24 protein-coding genes are annotated in these 18,716 nt (G+C 37.1%); all 24 read left to right on the forward strand.

Annotated elements, in window-relative coordinates; genetic code table 11:
• The first annotated feature begins 1 nt into the window (after position 1).
• The 24 genes from MKX14_RS16665 (at position 2) to MKX14_RS16780 (ending at position 18,709) form a co-directional block, all read left to right on the forward strand.
• Positions 2-262, forward strand: a complete 261-nt coding sequence (locus MKX14_RS16665; RefSeq protein ID WP_430622881.1) for a DUF6953 family protein — start codon at positions 2-4, stop codon at positions 260-262.
• A 233-nt stretch (positions 263-495) separates the two neighbouring features.
• On the forward strand, positions 496-1,452 hold the full coding sequence (locus MKX14_RS16670; protein ID WP_240283014.1) for a hypothetical protein: 957 nt from the start codon (positions 496-498) through the stop codon (positions 1,450-1,452).
• A gap of 52 nt (positions 1,453-1,504) precedes the next feature.
• Entirely contained in the window at positions 1,505-2,149 is a 645-nt protein-coding gene (locus tag MKX14_RS16675; protein WP_240283055.1) for a putative metallopeptidase, read from the forward strand.
• Between the two features lie 333 nt (positions 2,150-2,482).
• Positions 2,483-2,998, forward strand: coding sequence for a DUF2280 domain-containing protein (locus MKX14_RS16680; RefSeq protein ID WP_240283015.1), 516 nt, complete (start codon positions 2,483-2,485; stop codon positions 2,996-2,998).
• On the forward strand, positions 2,958-4,250 hold the full coding sequence (locus MKX14_RS16685; protein ID WP_240283016.1) for a terminase large subunit domain-containing protein: 1,293 nt from the start codon (positions 2,958-2,960) through the stop codon (positions 4,248-4,250). The genes MKX14_RS16680 and MKX14_RS16685 overlap by 41 nt, the downstream gene beginning before the upstream one ends.
• A gap of 39 nt (positions 4,251-4,289) precedes the next feature.
• Complete coding sequence (locus MKX14_RS16690) at positions 4,290-5,636, forward strand: DUF4055 domain-containing protein (RefSeq protein ID WP_240283017.1); 1,347 nt, start codon at positions 4,290-4,292, stop codon at positions 5,634-5,636.
• 9 nt (positions 5,637-5,645) lie between these two features.
• Positions 5,646-6,749, forward strand: a complete 1,104-nt coding sequence (locus MKX14_RS16695; RefSeq protein ID WP_240283018.1) for a minor capsid protein — start codon at positions 5,646-5,648, stop codon at positions 6,747-6,749.
• A 140-nt stretch (positions 6,750-6,889) separates the two neighbouring features.
• Complete coding sequence (locus MKX14_RS16700) at positions 6,890-8,728, forward strand: P-loop NTPase fold protein (protein WP_240283019.1); 1,839 nt, start codon at positions 6,890-6,892, stop codon at positions 8,726-8,728.
• A gap of 381 nt (positions 8,729-9,109) precedes the next feature.
• Positions 9,110-9,379, forward strand: a complete 270-nt coding sequence (locus tag MKX14_RS16705; protein ID WP_240283020.1) for a helix-turn-helix domain-containing protein — start codon at positions 9,110-9,112, stop codon at positions 9,377-9,379.
• Positions 9,380-9,472: 93 nt separating this feature from the next.
• Positions 9,473-10,339 carry an ORF6N domain-containing protein gene (locus MKX14_RS16710; RefSeq protein WP_240283021.1) on the forward strand — a complete coding sequence of 289 codons (867 nt, stop codon included), beginning with the start codon at positions 9,473-9,475 and terminating at the stop codon, positions 10,337-10,339.
• A gap of 686 nt (positions 10,340-11,025) precedes the next feature.
• Positions 11,026-11,559 carry an antA/AntB antirepressor family protein gene (locus MKX14_RS16715; RefSeq protein WP_240283022.1) on the forward strand — a complete coding sequence of 178 codons (534 nt, stop codon included), beginning with the start codon at positions 11,026-11,028 and terminating at the stop codon, positions 11,557-11,559.
• Positions 11,560-11,736: 177 nt separating this feature from the next.
• Entirely contained in the window at positions 11,737-11,886 is a 150-nt protein-coding gene (locus MKX14_RS16720; RefSeq protein ID WP_002043639.1) for a hypothetical protein, read from the forward strand.
• Between the two features lie 84 nt (positions 11,887-11,970).
• A complete protein-coding gene (locus MKX14_RS16725; RefSeq protein ID WP_145850502.1) occupies positions 11,971-12,762 on the forward strand; it encodes a hypothetical protein in 792 nt (263 codons plus the stop codon).
• A gap of 13 nt (positions 12,763-12,775) precedes the next feature.
• Positions 12,776-13,726: a major capsid protein gene (locus tag MKX14_RS16730; protein WP_000852272.1), complete on the forward strand. Its 951-nt coding sequence runs from the start codon at positions 12,776-12,778 to the stop codon at positions 13,724-13,726.
• Between the two features lie 42 nt (positions 13,727-13,768).
• On the forward strand, positions 13,769-14,095 hold the full coding sequence (locus MKX14_RS16735) for a HeH/LEM domain-containing protein (protein WP_240283023.1): 327 nt from the start codon (positions 13,769-13,771) through the stop codon (positions 14,093-14,095).
• Between the two features lie 3 nt (positions 14,096-14,098).
• Positions 14,099-14,479: a hypothetical protein gene (locus MKX14_RS16740; protein ID WP_240283024.1), complete on the forward strand. Its 381-nt coding sequence runs from the start codon at positions 14,099-14,101 to the stop codon at positions 14,477-14,479.
• Positions 14,479-14,847, forward strand: a complete 369-nt coding sequence (locus MKX14_RS16745) for a glutamate 5-kinase (RefSeq protein WP_240283025.1) — start codon at positions 14,479-14,481, stop codon at positions 14,845-14,847. The genes MKX14_RS16740 and MKX14_RS16745 overlap by 1 nt, the downstream gene beginning before the upstream one ends.
• 41 nt (positions 14,848-14,888) lie before the next feature.
• Positions 14,889-15,485, forward strand: coding sequence for a hypothetical protein (locus tag MKX14_RS16750; RefSeq protein ID WP_063098801.1), 597 nt, complete (start codon positions 14,889-14,891; stop codon positions 15,483-15,485).
• A 189-nt stretch (positions 15,486-15,674) separates the two neighbouring features.
• Positions 15,675-16,028: a hypothetical protein gene (locus tag MKX14_RS16755; protein WP_240283056.1), complete on the forward strand. Its 354-nt coding sequence runs from the start codon at positions 15,675-15,677 to the stop codon at positions 16,026-16,028.
• 125 nt (positions 16,029-16,153) lie between these two features.
• Positions 16,154-16,561, forward strand: coding sequence for a hypothetical protein (locus MKX14_RS16760; RefSeq protein ID WP_240283026.1), 408 nt, complete (start codon positions 16,154-16,156; stop codon positions 16,559-16,561).
• Positions 16,533-16,901: an HK97 gp10 family phage protein gene (locus tag MKX14_RS16765; RefSeq protein WP_240283027.1), complete on the forward strand. Its 369-nt coding sequence runs from the start codon at positions 16,533-16,535 to the stop codon at positions 16,899-16,901. Before MKX14_RS16760 ends, MKX14_RS16765 begins: the two co-directional genes overlap by 29 nt.
• A 1-nt stretch (position 16,902) precedes the next feature.
• Positions 16,903-17,301: a hypothetical protein gene (locus MKX14_RS16770; RefSeq protein ID WP_240283028.1), complete on the forward strand. Its 399-nt coding sequence runs from the start codon at positions 16,903-16,905 to the stop codon at positions 17,299-17,301.
• Between the two features lie 68 nt (positions 17,302-17,369).
• Positions 17,370-17,720 (forward strand): hypothetical protein, encoded by a 351-nt coding sequence (locus MKX14_RS16775; protein ID WP_240283029.1) that lies wholly within the window; start codon positions 17,370-17,372, stop codon positions 17,718-17,720.
• Positions 17,720-18,709: a phage tail protein gene (locus tag MKX14_RS16780; RefSeq protein ID WP_240283030.1), complete on the forward strand. Its 990-nt coding sequence runs from the start codon at positions 17,720-17,722 to the stop codon at positions 18,707-18,709. The genes MKX14_RS16775 and MKX14_RS16780 overlap by 1 nt, the downstream gene beginning before the upstream one ends.
• Positions 18,710-18,716 lie beyond the last annotated feature (7 nt).

Genomic DNA, 18,716 nt, shown 5'->3' on the forward strand with positions numbered 1-18,716 from the left:
TATTAACCAAGTAGTTGATTGGATGAAGAAGAAACTTTCTCTAGATGGTTGCCTCTATCAGGATGATGTGGTTGATTACTTGGTTAAAAATCAATACTACGATTTATTAAAGGAAAATGCAGATGGAAACTTGGCTATAGCTACTAATCTGCTCACTGCTTTTAAAAAAATGACAATGGATGATGTTGTATGGGTAAAACCTGATAGATATTGGCGACATAGAGTTCCAGAAGATGAACTTACTCGTGAATCTAGAGGTTAATTTAAAGCTGCCAATTGGCAGCTTTTTTATTGGGTAAAATTTATGAAAAAAAATTCACCTTTCTGTGGGCTTTTTTTATTGTTTGTAAAAAGACAATTCTTAATCTGAAATATGTATCTCTATGTGATTAATAGCCCACGTTAACATATAAAAATAAAATGCTGAGAAGGATACTTGTTGCTTAGAAAAAGTATATTGAATAACATGGAAAAAATGTTCAAGTTTAGGTTTGTATGAGTAGTATAGTTTTGGATTTATTATCTAGTTTTGATAATAAGAAAAATAATAAAATAGTATTAAGCCGTGATTTAATAACAAGGGGTAAAATCGTTGTTTTAGATAGACAAGTTGTTAAGTATTTAACACAATCTGAAAGATATGTTAATGATTCAGATGTGAACTGTTTTATAGACAAATTTAAAGAAAATTATGATAAAAGTTGTAATTTAATAACTGTTATGACTGCCTTCTATGAAGGTGGATCGGGTGATTTTGAAAATGAATCTGAGAAAAGACGTACTGCTGTTTGGGATATAAAAGGGATCGATAATTGTTTGAAATTTGCTAGAGTCGATGAAAATTATTTTTTTAAAAATCTAAAGAAAGCAACACACGCCTTTATTTTTGACTCTGGTGTTCAAGAGAAAAATAGAAAGTTCAGCAGTATTATTCATAAGACTTATGAATACTATATTGAGTTACTTAAAGTTGACTTTAATGGTGCTAAAATTATCGAATATACAAAATTATTAAAAAAAGATATGGATAGTGAAGGGGTAAGTATTGGAGATCCCGTAGCTCAATATTGTTTTTCACTTCTGACAAACTACAAAAATGCTCGAGAAATATTTAAAGTTCAGGGATTGCAAAATTGCAGTAAAGATAAAATTCTTAGAAAAATTTATAACGCTTATTCAGATTTAAAGGTGATTCAATTTCTTAATGGAATTAGATCGCATATTGCTAATGGTATAGAGGTATGTTTTATCTCTAATGATACAGCATTAAATCAATTTAATAGTGAGTTAGAAAAATCGGTCAAAAAGGTAATTTCCAGAAGGGATGAAACAGGAAGGTTAAAAGATATTTATAATGCTGAAATCAATTTTGATATTTTCAATTCATCTGTATTTAGCGAAGAGGAATTTGAAGCATTTAAAGCTCTTTTTTGGTCGTGGTCTGATCAATAAATCAAAATTCAAACCACCTTCGGGTGGTTTTTTAATGGGATAAATGAAGCAAATGACAGAACAATTTAGACCTTTTCCACCAACTGAATTTATTGATCAAGCTGAAGAAGAGGAAGCAATCCGTTTAATACCAGCACCAGATTTAAAGAAATGGGTTGTTGCTAATTACTTAACTATTGGTGGACCTCTTCACAACCCGGATCATGACCATATTGCTGAGCTATTACATGATAATGAAGAGTTCTTGGCATTTGCTTGGGCATCTTCTGCATATAAAAGCAAACAGGCTATGGTTCTTGGTCAGTGTGAAAAGGTTATGTTTAATGTAGGTGGCTGGCGTAAAGCTAGACAAGAGCAACAGATGCGGGACTGGTTCGGATTTATACCAACTTACTTGATTACGATCGATGCCACTTTTTGCGATAAAGCTAACGATAGTGAATTCTGCGCTTTGCTTGAACATGAGCTTTACCATATAGGTGTAGAACGTGACGATGATGGCGAGATGATCTTTAGCAGCTCAACTGGATTACCTAAGCATTATTTAGCAGGTCACGATGTCGAAGAGTTTATTGGTGTAGTTAAACGCTGGGGACCAAGTAAGAATGTTAAGCGGCTTATTGAAGTCGCTCAAAACCCGCCGTTTGTTTCGAATTTGGATATTTCTAAATGCTGTGGAAACTGTGTGATTAATTAATGTACTAAAAGCATCACATTAAAGATATTCAATACAATTAGTTTTCAGTAGGTTTAAGAAAACTAGGAGAAAATCATGGCCACTTATAAGCAGCTTCAAGAATATATAAAGGAACATCACCAAATTACAGCTCAGTCCTGTTGGATTGCTCATGTTAAATCGGAACATGGAATAACAATGCGTACTAATCGGCAAGGTAAAGAAAGAGTTAAACCATGTCCATCGAAGCATAGAGATAAAGTTGAAGAGGCTCTAAGACATTTTAAGATGATCCCCTAGATAGGGGATTTTTTTTGCCTATTTAGTCTTACGTAGTCTTACCAAGGGGAAGTTATGGCAACACTAAAAGAGCCTGTAAAAATCTTTATAGTTCAGTCTCTTGCTTGCTTTGAAACCCCTCAACAAGTTGTAGAAGCCGTAAGAGAAGAATTTAACATCGAATTAACCCGTCAGCAGGTAGCTTCTTATGATCCTACAAAAGCAACATGTAGAGCGTTAAGTAAGAAACTCACTGCATTATTTAATAAAACCAGAGAAGACTTTAAAAAGAATATTTATGACATTCCTCTGGCCAATAAAGCCTATCGCTTAAGGGAACTCCAGAACATTTATGAGGGCTGGAAGAATAACCGGCTAATGAAGCAAGGTGTGATTAAGCAAGTCAGGGAGGAAATGCTGGGGCATGACCTGATGCTTTTAAACATTGAGTTAAAACAAATTGAGATTGAAAAGATGAGGGCGGGTGATGAAGAGGATGATCCAACACCGGTCAAAGTAACCATTCAAGTTGTAGATGCGAGTAAAAAAGATGCCGAACATCAATCCGACACTGAATGTGCCTCAGGCTAATTTTTTACAGATGGAGAAGAAATTTCGTGCATTTGTGGCGGGTTTTGGATCTGGTAAGACTTGGGTAGGCTGCTCTAGTTTATGTAACAAAGCTTGGGAGTTCCCAAAGGTACCTCTGGGTTACTTTGCTCCCACTTACCCGCAGATTCGTGACATTTTCTTTCCAACCATTGATGAAGTTGCATTTGATTGGGGACTTAAAACTAAGGTTTATGAAACAAATAAAGAGGTGGATATATATTATGGTCGTCAGTACCGAACAACAATCATATGTCGATCTATGGAGAAACCAGCAACGATTGTCGGTTTCAAGATTGGTCATGCACTGATTGATGAGCTCGATGTTATGGCTACCCACAAAGCTCAGCAAGCGTGGCGTAAGATCATCGCACGTATGCGCTTTATACAGGCAGGTTTGTTGAATGGTATTGATGTAGCGACTACACCTGAAGGTTTTAAATTTACGTACGAGCAATTCGTTAAAGAGGCGAATAAATCAGAGGCCAAGCGAAAGCTCTATGGAATGATTCAGGCTTCAACCTATGACAATGAGGCTAATCTACCATATGACTATATTGCGTCTTTACGGGAATCTTACCCACCTCAGCTCATTGAGGCATATTTACGTGGTCAGTTCGTTAACTTAACTAGCGGTGCTGTTTATCCGGACTTTGATCGGGTTTTAAATCATACGGATGAGGAAATTAAGCAAGGTGAACCTTTACTCATTGGTATGGACTTTAACGTTCTGAAAATGGCTGCTGTTGTCTATGTCATTAGAGAAGGTAAGCCAAGAGCTTTAGATGAATTGGTTGGGGTGAGAGATACACCGACTATGTGTTATTTGATCAAGGAACGATTTCCAGAACACGATATTACAGTGATACCTGATGCTTCGGGTCAGGCAACGTCTTCAAAGGGCTTTAGTGAATCTGATCATGCGATTCTAAAGAAAAATGGATTCAAGGTTGAAGTGAATGGTGTTAATCCGGGTATTAAAGATCGTATCAATGCTGTGAATGCCCAGATCCTTAATGCTGAAGGTGAAAGACATTTAAAAGTTAACACAAATAAGTGTTCTAACTTTACTGCCACCTTGGAGCAGCAAGTCTATGATGATTTTGGAATGCCAGACAAGGGAGCTGGATTGGACCATGTTGGCGATGCAGGAGGCTATCCACTTGCTAAGCGTTTCCCAATCATCATTCAAAAAGTATTTAAGCGGCGCACGATTGCCGGATTCTCTCGTTAAACAATGCACCTTTTTAGGTGCTTTTTTATTGGTGTTTTTATGGCAGTTACTGATAAACATCCGCAGTATATTGCTGCACAAAAAAGCTGGTTGGTTATGCGTGACGCCGTTGCTGGCGAAGAGCAGATTAAACAGGCACAAACCAAGTATCTTCCTAAATCCTCAGGGATGATTGAGGCTGAAAAGCAGGGAGATACGACTGGAGAGATTTATAAAGCTTATCTCAGTCGTGCTCAGTATCCCTTATGGGTTCAAGATTCTTTACGTACGATGATTGGTTTAGTTTCAAAGCTTGAACCCAACATTGTGATTGAAAGCTCTCTTTTAAAGGGTTTGATAGAGAATGCAACCAATGATGGTTTTGGGCTTAAACAACTCTTTATCCGTATTTGCCTAGAGTTACTTGAATATGGCCGCTGTGGCTTGCTTGTTGATGTAGATGCTAATGGTGTGCCTTACTTCGCGCTTTATGATGCTTTATCCATTATTAACTGGAAGGAAAACAGTATTGGCGGTCGTAAGGATCTAAAGCTGTTAGTGCTCGAGGAGCAATTCGATAATAGCGAAGATGAATTCGGGCACGATACAAAGACGGTTCACCGCGTTTTAGCTATGCAGGAAGGTGCTTTAACAGTCCGTTTGTTTGATGGGTCTTCCGAAGAGGATAAAACGCCAGATCTCGGCGGTAACAAGCTTGCTTTTACACCATTCGTTTTCTGCGGTACCACTGATAATTCTCCCCAAGTTGGTACGGTACCATTGCTCACCATGGCAAAAGCAGCACTCAAGTACTACCAGCTCAGCGCAGACTACTTTCAGTCACTTCATCACACAGCACATCCACAACCTTGGATTAATGGTTTAGATGGGGATGAAGATGATGATATTAGTGTTACAGGTGTTATGGCTGTCTGGAGTCTACCTAAGGAATCTCAATGCGGTTACTTAGAGATTTCTGGAAATGGTATCGAACTCACTAAGAGTGAAATGGATGCCCAGAAGAATGCAGCATTAGAAGCCGGTGCAAAGGTCATCGATACCAATACACAAGAATCAGGTGAAGCTCGCCGTGCACGTCAGGATGACCAGCATGCAAGTCTACATAGTATTGTGATGTGTGCAGCTCAGGCGATCGAACAGGCAATTAAATACGCTGCTCAGTGGTTAAAGCTGGATGCAACCAAATATACATTTACGGTAGAACCTGAGTTTATCGTTCAGCAGTATGACATCAATCTCGCAAAGCAGCTTTATGAAGGTGCTTTAGCAGGGAAGAACTCCTTCCAGACGTATTGGGAATATATCGCTACAGGCAAGCTACCAGCTCATGATTTTAAGGAAGAATTAAAACGTGTTGAAGGTGAGCGAGATAGTATGACGCTTTAGAGGTGTTAAATGACTTCAAAAGATAAAACGTTGATCGAAGTACTTACACAACATCAGGCGTACTTATATCGCGCTTCTTCTCATACAGTGAATGAGTTATTAAAGATTTTTAATGATGAGTCAGCTTTGATGCTGACAAAGCTTCGGGACTTGCTAGATGAGTTAAATGATTCTGAAAAATTAGCGCTTGCTGGTGGTCAGTACACCACAATAAACCTAAAAGAGATTCGGGATTTAATTTCTCTGTGGTTTACGGCAATAAATACTTCATTGCCAGAAGCCTTCGCTGTATCTGCTACAGCATTGGCTGTATATGAAGCAAATTACACAGCTAAGCTATTCGGTAGCAAGATTAAAAAGCCAAATGGTGAAAAGCTATATTCCGCAGCTAGAAAGGTTCCATTAGTTGGCGGTGCTCTGGTTGATGATCTTCTATCAAAGATTGCTGAGACTGCCCGCCAAAAAGTTGAATATGCGATTCGCGATGGAATTAGCTTAGGTAAAACGAATCAGGAAATTGTTCAGCGTATTCGTGGTACCAAGCGTCTTAATTTTGAGGATGGTCTATTAACCAGTTCTAAGTCTGATATTGATCGAACTGTGAGGACAGTTCGCAGCCACGTGGCCAATCAAGCTTATCTTAATAGCTTTAATCAGATTGGCTTTGAATACGTAAGACTGGTAGCAACTTTAGACGGAAGAACTTCAAAACTTTGTGCAACTCTTGATGGTTCCGTATGGGAGATTAACGATTCAGCAAAGCGTGTACCGCCGTTGCATCCTAACTGCCGGAGCATTCTTGTTCCGGTCGAGAAAGATGGCCAACTTGTTGGAGAACGGCCATTTGTCATGGACGAACGTCGAGTTAAAGACATTCCAAAAGACGAGCGTAGCCAGTTAATAGGGCAATTGGATGCTAACACCACTTTTAAAGAGTTCTTCAAAAAGACTGATGATTTCTTTCAAAGAGAATGGTTAGGGCCAAAGCGTTACAAGCTTTATAAAGAAGGTAAATTTGATTTTGATAAGTTTTTTGATCCTGAAGGAAGGTTATATACTTTGGACGAGTTAAGAAAGTTGGATGAAAAGGCTTTTTTTGTTTCCACTTTTTAGGAAGAGTAAAGAATAGAATATACATAAGTATTAATTAAAATGGTTTAGTCGTCGTGATTAAGTATTGAAAAATTGAAGCTTTTTTGTATGATGTGTCAGGTTGGGGGAAATTTAATTATATTATTTGATAAGGAAATTTAATGATAACTAAATATATATCAGAATCTAATAAGCATATTGAAGATTATTTGGATTATTACTTTAATGATGATAAGAAGAAACTCAATTATGCAATTATGATTAATGGAGCTTGGGGGTGTGGGAAAACATGGTTTGTTAATCAATATATTGAGAAATTAAAACTTGAGAATAAAAAAGTTGTTTATATAAGCTTGAATGGGATCAAGGGTTTTGAACAACTGGATGGTTTAATATACTCGGAACTATATCCTATTGTTAATGGTAAAACTAGTAAATTTTTAACAAAAGGAATAGGTACTTTGTTAAAAGGTATGAAAGTAGATCTTACTGGATTTGACTTTGAAAAATTTTATAGAATTAAAGATTCTGTTATTATTTTTATTGATGATATGGAGCGATGTAAAATTAATACAGAAGAACTATTTGGACACATAAACAACTTTGTTGAAAATTTAGGTATTAAAACTGTAATAATTGCTGATGAAAGTCAAATAAAAGAAGAAGAATATCTGAAAATTAAAGAAAAACTAATAGATGCTACTTTTACATATACTGAAGATACTTCAGTTGTTATTGATTCTATTGTAGGAGGAATTGTTGATAGTCAATTAAGATCAATGCTTGAGTTAAATAAAGAAGAAATTATGGATTTATTTAGACTTGCAGGGTATAAGAATTTAAGAAGTTTAAAACAATCTATTTATAGCTTTGAAAACTTTTATGATAAAGATTTTTTTACTAGAAATAATATATTTTATAAGGACGTTTTTTTTAAAACTTTTAAAGTGTATTTAATTCTCTCGTTAGAAAATAAAAAAGGAATATTTAAAAATGGTATTTTAAATTTCAATCCAGATGATAGTTTTTTGCAAGATGAAAAACTGAGCGTTAAGATAGCAGCGGGCTATAGAGGAATAAATGGCAAAGAAGCCAGTGATTTTTATAATAAATATAATTTGTCAATTTCTGATATGGTTTTTAGTCAAGAAAATTGGACTAATATATTGTTGAATAGAATTTTTGAAAAAGAATTAATAAATAAGGAGCTTAATGAAGGATACTTTAGAACTGAAATTGAGAAGCCAATTTGGTTTAAGCTGATGAATTTCTTTGACATGACAGAGAGTGAGTTTGATAGCTTAATTGACCAAGCTAAGTATGTTCTTGAACAAGAGAATTTTGAAAACTGGGCTGATATTATACATACTTTTAGTATGTTGGTGTATTTTAATAAAATATCTATTATTGAAATTGATTTGGATGTTTTAAAGACTCATGCTTTACACTCATTTGATAAAGTTTTTCCTGTTGTAGACAATTTAAAAAGCTTAAGAGAAATAGAGTATAAAGAGCATTCTTCTGGATATGGTTATTTCGCAAGCGGAATTGATTACTTTAATGATTTTTTAGATGAAATCAATACTTCATATGAGACTAAATATAATGCTAATTTAAAAGAAAAAGCTGATGAGTTAGTAGATATAATGAAAGTTGATCCTACCTTATTTTACCATAGAATAAATTTAACAAATAATAGTGATAATTTATTCTATGATGTTCCAGTATTAAAAGAAATTGAACCTACTAAATTTTCAGAGGAGTTGTGTAATTTATCTAAATCTGATCTGTCAATTATTTTACCTGCATTAAGAAAACGTTATCAACTCATAATGCAAGATCCTATTTACCCAAAGGAAAAAGATTGGCTTGAGAAAGTTGTTGAAAATATAAATAGTGTAATATTGTCGCAATCTGGGCGTTTAAAGAAAGCAAAAATTGAACAACGAATATTGCCTTTATTTAGTGAAATTAGTACTTCTGCATATGAGGGTACATAGATTTTAAGTAGCTTAAATAGTGGAAAAATTTATTTTTAAAACTCCTACAACAATGTTTCAGCTAAAATAGAGTGTGAAGCAGATACAAGAAATTGGGTTGTGAGAGCTAATTTTTAACCGATGGGCAAGAACTAAAAAGTTTCTAGGGATTGATTCCAGCATAATAAAAAGCAGCCTAAGGCTGCTTTTTCATTCCCAAAATATAAATGGATATAAAGAATTTCTCTAGAAATATATAAAAAAACAGTCTTTACCTATTTTTTTTATACGTTTATGTATATTTTCTCTAATTTTTTATACGTTTATGCATAAAATAGGCTATAAATTTATAGTTTTACGTATATTTCTATAGTCTGTTTATATTTTGGAATTGTCGTCCCTATGTCTGAACAAATCGATAGCACTCATATGACTCCAGAACAGTTACGACAAGCTGGCGAGTTGCTCTATGGCACTCAATGGCAGACTGATTTTGCAAGAGCTATTGAAGTAGATGCTAGACGCGTTCGTCAATGGCTCTCTGGAGACAGACCCATTCCAAAAGGTTTGTGGACTGAAGTTATAGAGCTGTTAAATTCTAATAGTAAAAATACTGCAGCATATGCTGAAAACTTACAACAGGTATTTGATTCAATAAAAAAACAAGCATAAGTAGGAACAATGTTGACTTGTACCTTAATTTAGGTACATTATTGCAGTAGGAAGCATGCTCACTAGGGGCGGCTTATATCCGTAAGGTGATATATGAATACTATTGCAAAAATAAATGATAAAGAAATTTCCGTTATTAACTATAAGACTATTCCAGTCGTAACTACCAAGATGCTTGCTGACTTCTATAGTTCTGATACAGATAACATTAAACAAAATTACTCACGTAATAGAAGCCGTTTTATTCACGGTAAACACTTTTTTAAGCTCGAAGGTACTGAGTTAAAGGATTTTAAGGACTGGGTGACTTTAAGTCACTCAGTTGAAATTAGTAAAAATACTCGAGCCTTAATCCTTTGGACAGAACGTGGTGCTGCACGTCATGCCAAGATGCTAGACACAGACCAAGCATGGGAAGTGTTTGAGCAACTAGAAGATTGTTACTTCCATCGAAAAGATATTCTGTCCAAAACACATAAGTCAGAACGTGAACCACTCACCAGCGCTGTAAATATGCTTGTCTCTAAAACCAAGCACTTAAACTATAGTGAGGCATATAAATTAGTACATCAACGGTTCAATGTTAAGAGCATCGACGAAATCCCGTACGATGTAATTCCAGTCGCCGTTGAGTATGTGCATCACTTGATTGCTTTATATAGTCAAGCCGATAAGAAACAGCAATATGAATCTAAACATGTGGATTCTATAGCTCGCCATATGCTCTGGCTTAATCACTGGTGGTCAGAGTTTGGCGAATCTATCCGAAAACTTGGTCCATCTATGGGACATGGAATCCATGACCACTTTAAGTTTGGTGCTGAAGATGCAAGGCTGTTAGTAGGGCGAGACGTCTACATGCCTATATTTGAATTAGCTAAAACTCATGACTGGCATAAAGATGAGATTGGGTTTAAAGATCTAAATGAATGTGGTAAATCAGCCATTTTTCACTCTTAAGTTTAAGATTTACCGCTCGAAAGAGCGGTTAATTTGTAAATAAATGTATCTAAAAAGTGTAATTAAATAATTAATATTTTTAGGAATTTAATTATAAATGGCATATAAAATTAAAATAATTGTCTAGTTTTGTCTAGTTTTGTCTAGTTTTTTCCTAATTAGATTCTTTTTTAGATTTGTTCATAAAGTATAGATAAAAAATAGTATCTGGATGATGTTACACGACGTGATTTAACGCAGTTGAATGATGCCAAGACTAGTTATTTCTTGATAACTCTTATAAAGTAAAAAGATGAAACCAAATCAATGATTAAGCGAGGCATTTTTTTTGCTCGTTTTAAGAGAAAAAGGACCAAGTACGCCAATACTTGATCCTTTTGCTGGTTCAGGTGGTATCTCGTAACGCCAATTACGGAATACCGAAATTTTTAAACGCCGTCGGAAGGCACAAACTAAGAGAACTTAGATGTAAAGATTAAAAATATAACCTAGGTTAGTAAATATTAGACCACTGGTTTAAACAAGTAAACAAAATGTTTACTTTGGGAAACCTTCAATTTATTTCACTAAACATTATGTTTGGTGGTGTAGATTGTTGCGGATTAATATTTAGCCCTATAAAAATTTATCTTTATTTCTATTTTCTTAATTTGCAGCTTGGCGGAACTCTGTTAGAGGTCTTGCATATGCATAAATTCCAAACATTACACAATACTTTAATTCCAGTTGTGGATGCCACAATTGGTGGAGATATTCAACCTTGTGTTGATGCCCGTACTTTACATCAATGGCTGAAAAGTGGAGATCGTTTTGCCGATTGGATAAAGAAACGAATCAAAACATATGGATTCATTGAAAATGAAGACTTTGCTTGCCTTTCGGTAATTTCCGAAACCCAAAGAAAAGATGGCCAAAAAGGTAAAGCAAGACAAACGGATTATCTTTTGACCTTAGATGTTGCCAAAGAACTATCAATGGTAGAAAACAATGATCAGGGGCGAATCGCACGTCGTTACTTTATCCAATGTGAAAAAGCATTACGCCAATCTGCTTTTAACTTAATAGATCAGTTTAATAGAGCAGTATTAGACTTTGAGAATTTGACGGACATTGCATCTAAAGCAGGTCGAACCTTATGTTTGGTTGGTAAGCAATATAAGCCGAAAGCAAAACACAAAGTTGAAGAGTTAAAACTCAAGATGCAGCCACTTTTAATCTAGATGAGTAAAAGAAAACCACCTTAGAGGGTGGTTTTTTATGCCCGAAATTACACAACAAACCTGAGCTTTAAATATCAAGAATAGAGGATAGAAGTTCTAAAAAGCAAAAAGCCCATGACGGCAATCATGAGCTTTTTAATTCAACTCAACCGGTGATAGTTAAGGAGAAATATCTCTGTGCATAAGCATACATCAAAAACTGAACTAAAGGTAGATGGGAAAATGAGCGAGAAAGGTGCTGACCGTGCAGGACTAATGCAGTCAATTACCAATTTGGGCTTAGCCTTAGGAATCATTGTTATCGCGATTATTTTGGCGCTGAAATAATCGCACTCTTACAACGTACCGCCTTCGGGCGGTTTTTTATTGCCTTGAGATAAGGCTCAACTTAATCAAACGAGAGGTTTGAACATGTCACTGCCATTTATTGTTGATTCACTGGATGACGTTAAAGAAGAACATCGTGGCCTATATGTCGAGGAAGACGGGAAGTTTCGCCTTGATCTGGATGGTTATGAGGATCCGAAGGGACTTAAAACTGCACTTCAAAGCGAGCGTGATGCCGCCAAGACAGCAAAGCAGGAACTCCAGAAGCTTCAAAAACAGTATGAAGGTATTGATCCTGAAACAGTCAAAAAACTGTTTGCCCAACTGGAGCAGGATGAAGATGCGAAATTAATTGCTGAAGGTAAGGTGAGTGAAGTCATCCAGAAGCGTACCGAGAAGATGCGTGAACAGCATGACAAATTACTCAATGCCGAAAAAGAACGGGCCGATAAAGCAGAAGCTTATGCCAACAAGTTCAAGCAATCGGTTGTTCAGAGCCAGATTGTACAGGCTGCTCTTGAATTAGAAGCATTACCTGAAGCAACAGCAGATATCGCCTTTCTTGCTCAATCTAAATTTGTACTTGATGAAAACGGTAAGGCCGTAGCAGTCGACGCACAAGGTGAAGTGATCATTGGTAAAGACGGTAAGACGCCGTTATCACCAAAAGAATGGGTTGAAACCTTACGTGAGCAAAAGCCTTATTTCTGGCCTAAAGCCAATGGTACAGGTTCACCTGGTAGCACCAATACAAAAGGACAGGTCGATATCACTAAGCCAGACGGTTCGGTGAACCTAACCAAACTTGCCCAATTACGAAATGAAAATCCGCAGCTTGCTAAAGAGTTAGCGGCAAAACACGGTATTAATCTTTAAGGAGTAAAGCCTAATGGCTGAGACAAAAATTGCTGATGTCATCGTACCCGAGTTATTTACTCAGTACGTTTTAAATAAAACTGCCAAGAAATCTGCTTTATGGCAGTCGGGAATTGTAGGGGAGCTGGATGTTGAAGTTGCATTCGGTACACAAGGTGGATCTACCGTAAATATCCCGTTCTGGAACGATTTAGATGGTGAGTCTGAAGTACTTTCAGATGCGACACCTCTAACCGTAAACAACATTGCAGCGGGTCAGGATATTGCTATTTTGCATGCACGTGGTAAGGCATGGGGTGCCAATGATCTGGCAAAAGCTTTATCGGGTGACGATCCACTTGGCGCAGTTGGTGACCTGGTTGCTGATTACTGGGCACGTGAGTTTCAAGGCTTTACCGTGAATACGCTTAAAGGTGTGTTCGGTTCTGCAAGTATGGCAAGCAATACACATGACATCTCTGCTGGTACTGGAGCCGCAGCCGTTATTGATGGTGTTTCATTTATCGATGCCTCATACAAGCTGGGGGATGCCGTCGATAAATTAACGGCTATTGCCATGCATTCGGCAACCATGGCGGCACTAGCCAAACAGGGCTTGATTGAAACCGTACGTGATGCAGATGGCGTGGTGCTCTATAAAACCTTCATGGATCGCCGTGTGATTGTCGATGACGGTATGCCAGTTGATGGTGATGTATTCACATCATTCCTGTTTGGCCAAGGTGCGATCGGATTTCAGGATATCGGTGCTCCTGTTGGGGTTGAGACTGACCGAGATAGTCTCGCAGGCTCAGATATCCTCATTAACCGCCGTCACTTTGTCTTGCATCCTCGTGGCATCAAGTGGGCTGGTGCAATGGGTGTTGCGCCAAATAATGCAGGTCTTTCATCTGATACCAACTGGGAACGCGTCTACGATCCAAAGCAGATTCGTATTGTGGCGTTCAAGCACAAAGTTAAATAAAGACGGGCGGAATTATCCGCCTTTTCTTTTGGAGATAAATCAATGGGCCTATCCGCATTTAACCGCATGAGAGAACGTCAAATGACACAAGCAAAAGTAAATGAACTCGAAGAACAATTGGCAACGTTGAAAGGTGAATTTATTGCCTTTCAGAATGATCCTGAGGTAATGAAAGCACGTATTGCTGAGCTTGAATCTGGTGAGGGAAACCAAACTCCAGAAGGCGATCAGAAGCCAAGTGAAGTTCAACCAATTAACTACGCAGGCCTTAAAGTTGATGAGCTTCGTGCAGTCTTGACTGAAAAAGGAATTGCATTCGAATCAGGTGCTAAAAAAGACGAGTTGTTAGCGCTACTTCCAAAGGAATAATCCATGAGCTTTATCACTGAAAAAGAAGCGATAGAACATGTTGAAGGCTTTGATGCTTTATCTGCCAGTGATAAGGCTCAATACCTTCAGATGTCAGAAGCTTATCTATTAGCACGTAATGTCAAACCTTATGAAGAAGCCTCTTTAGTTCCTGAGCCTCTGAAAACAGCTTCATATCAAATAATCAAGGGCATTATTAAAGGTGATTTATATCAAGGACAGGAACAAGCATTAAAGCGCAAGAAAGTTAAGGCTGATACGGTTGAGACCGAAAAGGAATATCAGGACGGATCAGTAAAACTGAGTGCGATTGAGCAATTTATTCTTGATCTGATCAAACCATATTGCAAACAGAAACGCGTATTTTTTGTTAGGAAAATATAATGAGCTTACGTGACGAAATTCAGGCAGAAATTGCCGAAGCATTTAATGAAGATTTGGCTGACACCGTTCATACCTTCACGTGTGAACGGGTATCAAAAACGAATTGGGATCCTAAGACTGAAACTTCTATCGAAGTTAAGGAAAACTATTCTGGCCGTGGGGTTCTATTTGGTTCATATAGTCAATATGAGGTCCAAGCACTTGGAGTACTGGCCACCGATAAGAAAGCTAGCATACTGCAAAATGAAGTGACTATGATTCCTAAAATTGATGATGAGTGGATAACTGCCTTAGGTTTTTTTCGGGTCATTCATATTCAGCAGGATCCTGCCTCTACTATTTGGAAATGCCAGTTGAGGAAAATATAGGAAAAATTCTATATTATTAGGCTCGAAATATAGGAATTTTTATGAATAAGAAATTTTTACTATGGAGCATAATTTTATTATCAGGTTGTTCATCTGTTAATAATCCAGTGAAGCAAGAATTAACTCCAACTACTATCTCAAATGCGTATAAAGAAATTTCTGAAATCAAGGATTACAAATCTCGCTTATTTTTAAATTATGCAAAAGAAATAAAAACAAAATACCCTGAGATGAAGACGTCAACTTATGGTCGTCCAATGTCTATAAGATTTAATCCAGTAAGTTCGGATTACTATTATGAGCATACAAATGATAAAAAATGGTTGAATTTTTACCTATCACAGAGTTTTGATGAAAAAATATGGAGAGATCTTTATGTATATTCAAAACATTCAGGAAATTATCAAGCCTCTAAAGATGAAGCTATTAAATATTGTAAAGAAATTACCTCACTTATCTCTCCAAGCTTTAGCATTGTAATAGACAAATTAAGTCGTGATTTAGAAGTAAAAGAAAAGAAAGGATCTGTACGAGCACTCAGTACTTTCAGTGGAAGATTTAATATCTTATTAAATGGGGAGGAGTTTGATGAAGGTGGGCCCTTTATATGCAATATTACTCAGTTTGAAGATAGCTAGGCTACTGAAAAAAGATAGCTGAATTGACTGATTTTCTATTAATTAAATATCCCTTTATAAATTTAATCAAATTATATGGCTACAACTACCCATAGCACGCTTTATATTTCTCGTCCAAGCAATTACGAGGGAGATGGAACTGACGATAAAGAAGAATTCATTGAGACATGTAATATTCATTTTAAAGATCTGTTTAATGATCAAAAAGCAATCTCTACACTTTCTGAAACTGAAAAAAAATACTTTGATAAATGTGTTTCAGCTTCAAATGATAAATATGCTGCTGAAGAGGTTATTTATGATCTTGGAGTTGGTTTTGCGATACTAATTGTGTTGCTGGGAATAGGTTGGGGACTTTATGAGGCGAAAAAATCTTTAAATACCCCAATGATACTTAATCCCAAGGAAAATCCTGAGAATGATGCCAATAGAGATTATATTTCTGACGGGATTATCATAGTCTTTATTTCCGTAATTATTGCTGCATTTATTTATCTAATATTTAGTTTTGTTTCCGGTATATGGATATCGATTAAATATTAAAGTTTCGAGCAGGATGGATATGGAACCAAAATGTATTCGGACATTCAAATTGTAGTATTAATTTATAGATATAAGTTCAAACCCACTTCGGTGGGTTTTTTAATGGATGCGATTTAGGAGTTTGAATGATTAATACCGATTATGTCCCTTTATGGCATATCTCACCCTTCCAACATGTTCAATACACATTAGCTCGAAATCAAATTCACATGGATCTGTTATTCGAAGACATGAAGAACGTTGATCCGTTCTTATCCATTGAAGGCGCAGCGGCACAAGTTGACTTCTATTTCGATGGTGCTTATGCAGTTGTCCAGCTAGGTGATACTTCAGAAAGAAAATTGATTGAGATCTATGGCTTGCTTTTACATGAAGCTGTGCATGTTTGGCAGAAAGTTAAAAAGCTCATGGGAGAACGTGAGCCAAGCTCTGAATTTGAAGCTTATTCAATTCAAGCAATCGCTCAGGACCTTTTTAAAATGTATGAAGAAAGCGAGGTAAACGATGGGATGGAAGGGGAAAAAGCCAACTGATTTTAGTTTTGATGTGGCTAAAACGGCAGAGGATAAGGTAAAGAAAATTACCATGGATGCTGTTCAGTCTTTAGTTGTTTCAAGTCCCGTTTATACTGGAGCTTATAGAGCATCTCATATAGTTTCGATTGGATCTGGTGACTTCGGTGTACGTAGAACTGAAACAAACGCCGTGCAAGATGCAGCTATTCAAGCCGTTAAGTTTAAGCTGGGTAATTTGGTCTATATACAGAACAACCAGCCATATGCTGAGCGCTTGGAAAATGGCTGGTCAGATCAAGCACCTCAAGGTATTTACAACACCACGTTTACTTATATTTCTCAAAAGTACGGTGGTTAAGATGGCAATGACTTTAGAGCAGACAAGGCAAGCTATTATTGATCGTATGCAAAGCTTCACTGGTATTGCACAGGACAGAATCCAGTATCCCAATGCGCCAGGGTTTAAGGTTCCAAAAGAAGGCTTGTGGTGCAGTCTAACCATTGCAGGCGGTGCCAGCTTTACTTCTGGTGTTGCTGATAAACCTTGTACGCGTCGTACAGGGAACATAATGATTCAATGCTTTGATCGACTGCATACAGGAGTAAAAGCACTAACAGTTCTAAGTGATGCTTTACTGGCACATTTTGAGTATTACTCAATTGATGATTTAGAGTGTTTGAATGGTGAATCAATTGATGCAGGGAAAGATGCTGACTTCATTCAATACAACGTATCAATAAGCTACCTCATTAACTAAAGCACATAACAAACTAATTTTTTCACTACCACCTCATCGGTGGTTTTTTATTTTTACAGGAATCACTTATGAGCAATCATGTTTTTAAGCGTGGTGACACATTTAACTTAAATTTGCAGCTCGTCGATATGGATGAAGCTTTGCAGTATCCACCTAATGATGTGCGTCGAGCCATTGATCTGACAGGTTACACCTTTACTTCTCAGGTTAAGACTTTGGAAGGCGCCGCCGTTGCAACGTTGACTTGTGCAGCATTAAGTCAAACAACCCAAAAAGGCTGGTTGAGTGTGAAGTCTACTGCTAGCACTGCTACATGGCCTTTGGGCTTGGTGCAAATGGATATTAAAGCTGTAGTTGGTGGGGTGACTCAACACACTGAGACTCTGACTTTCCAAGTCATTGAGGGGGTAACAGCATAATGGCAAATCAAGTTTTTAAATTTTCATGGGATCACCGGCCATTTCAATATAACTCTGCTCAAGGTAAGCGGCAATTTATGCTGCCTTTCGCATCTGGTATTCCAAACCTAACGCCAGACTGGACACAAGTTCAGGGATTAGGAAATGCTGCGACTTATCCTGTCACAGGTTCAAGAGAAGATACTGCCGGGGCTGGATTAATCAAGGTCGGAGATTTTGGATTAGGGATTCAAATTGTTAATGAATCAACTAAATTAAGTGATATTAATACTCCTGGAGCTCACTATATTACTGCATCAACTGGTGTAACAGATCTTCCTGCTAACTGGCCAACTGGAAGAAATGTTTTATGTTGTTGGGGAGGTACATATAGAGCACAGCTCTTGTTTGAAGCAGGGACATCTGCAGCTAAAAAATTAGCTTTCAGGGGAGGTAGTAGCGCTAACTTGTCTTCCACACCTTTTTACGAAGTTCGAACAACAGCAAATACAACTGTTGATGCCAATGGGTTTGTGAAGTCTGCCTCGCCAATTGTTAAGTTGTTTGCAGAGTCAATTGAATTAAACGACGAAGCAAGTAAACAGCCAATTGATTTTGAAAAAGTTGATGTAGGTAATTACTTGCTCAAAGGATCTTTAGGTTTTGCTACCGAAGGCTGGTACATCGAAGTGCCTAAAGATGCCAATGGTAATACAGTTGTTGCTGTTGAATACTCAACACTAGAAAACGGTGATATTTCAATTAAAACTTACAAACGAAAGTTTGATATTGAAAAAGCAGCTGTTGTAGCTGATCACGACAATCCACTCGATATTCCAGAAGGCCGTTGGATTGATATCCGTTTACACGAAGAGCCTGAACCAGAACATGAAGAACCACAAACTGAAACACCAGTTGAGTTCCAGCCTACTAACTTATCTGAAGCAGTAGCTGCAGCAATGAATGGTGTAGAACTGCCAGAAATCTCCGACACAGATGAAACACCTTAAAAACCCG

The organism is Acinetobacter pittii (genome assembly GCF_022449185.1).
In the GTDB taxonomy this organism is placed as follows: Bacteria; Pseudomonadota; Gammaproteobacteria; order Pseudomonadales; family Moraxellaceae; genus Acinetobacter; species Acinetobacter pittii_I.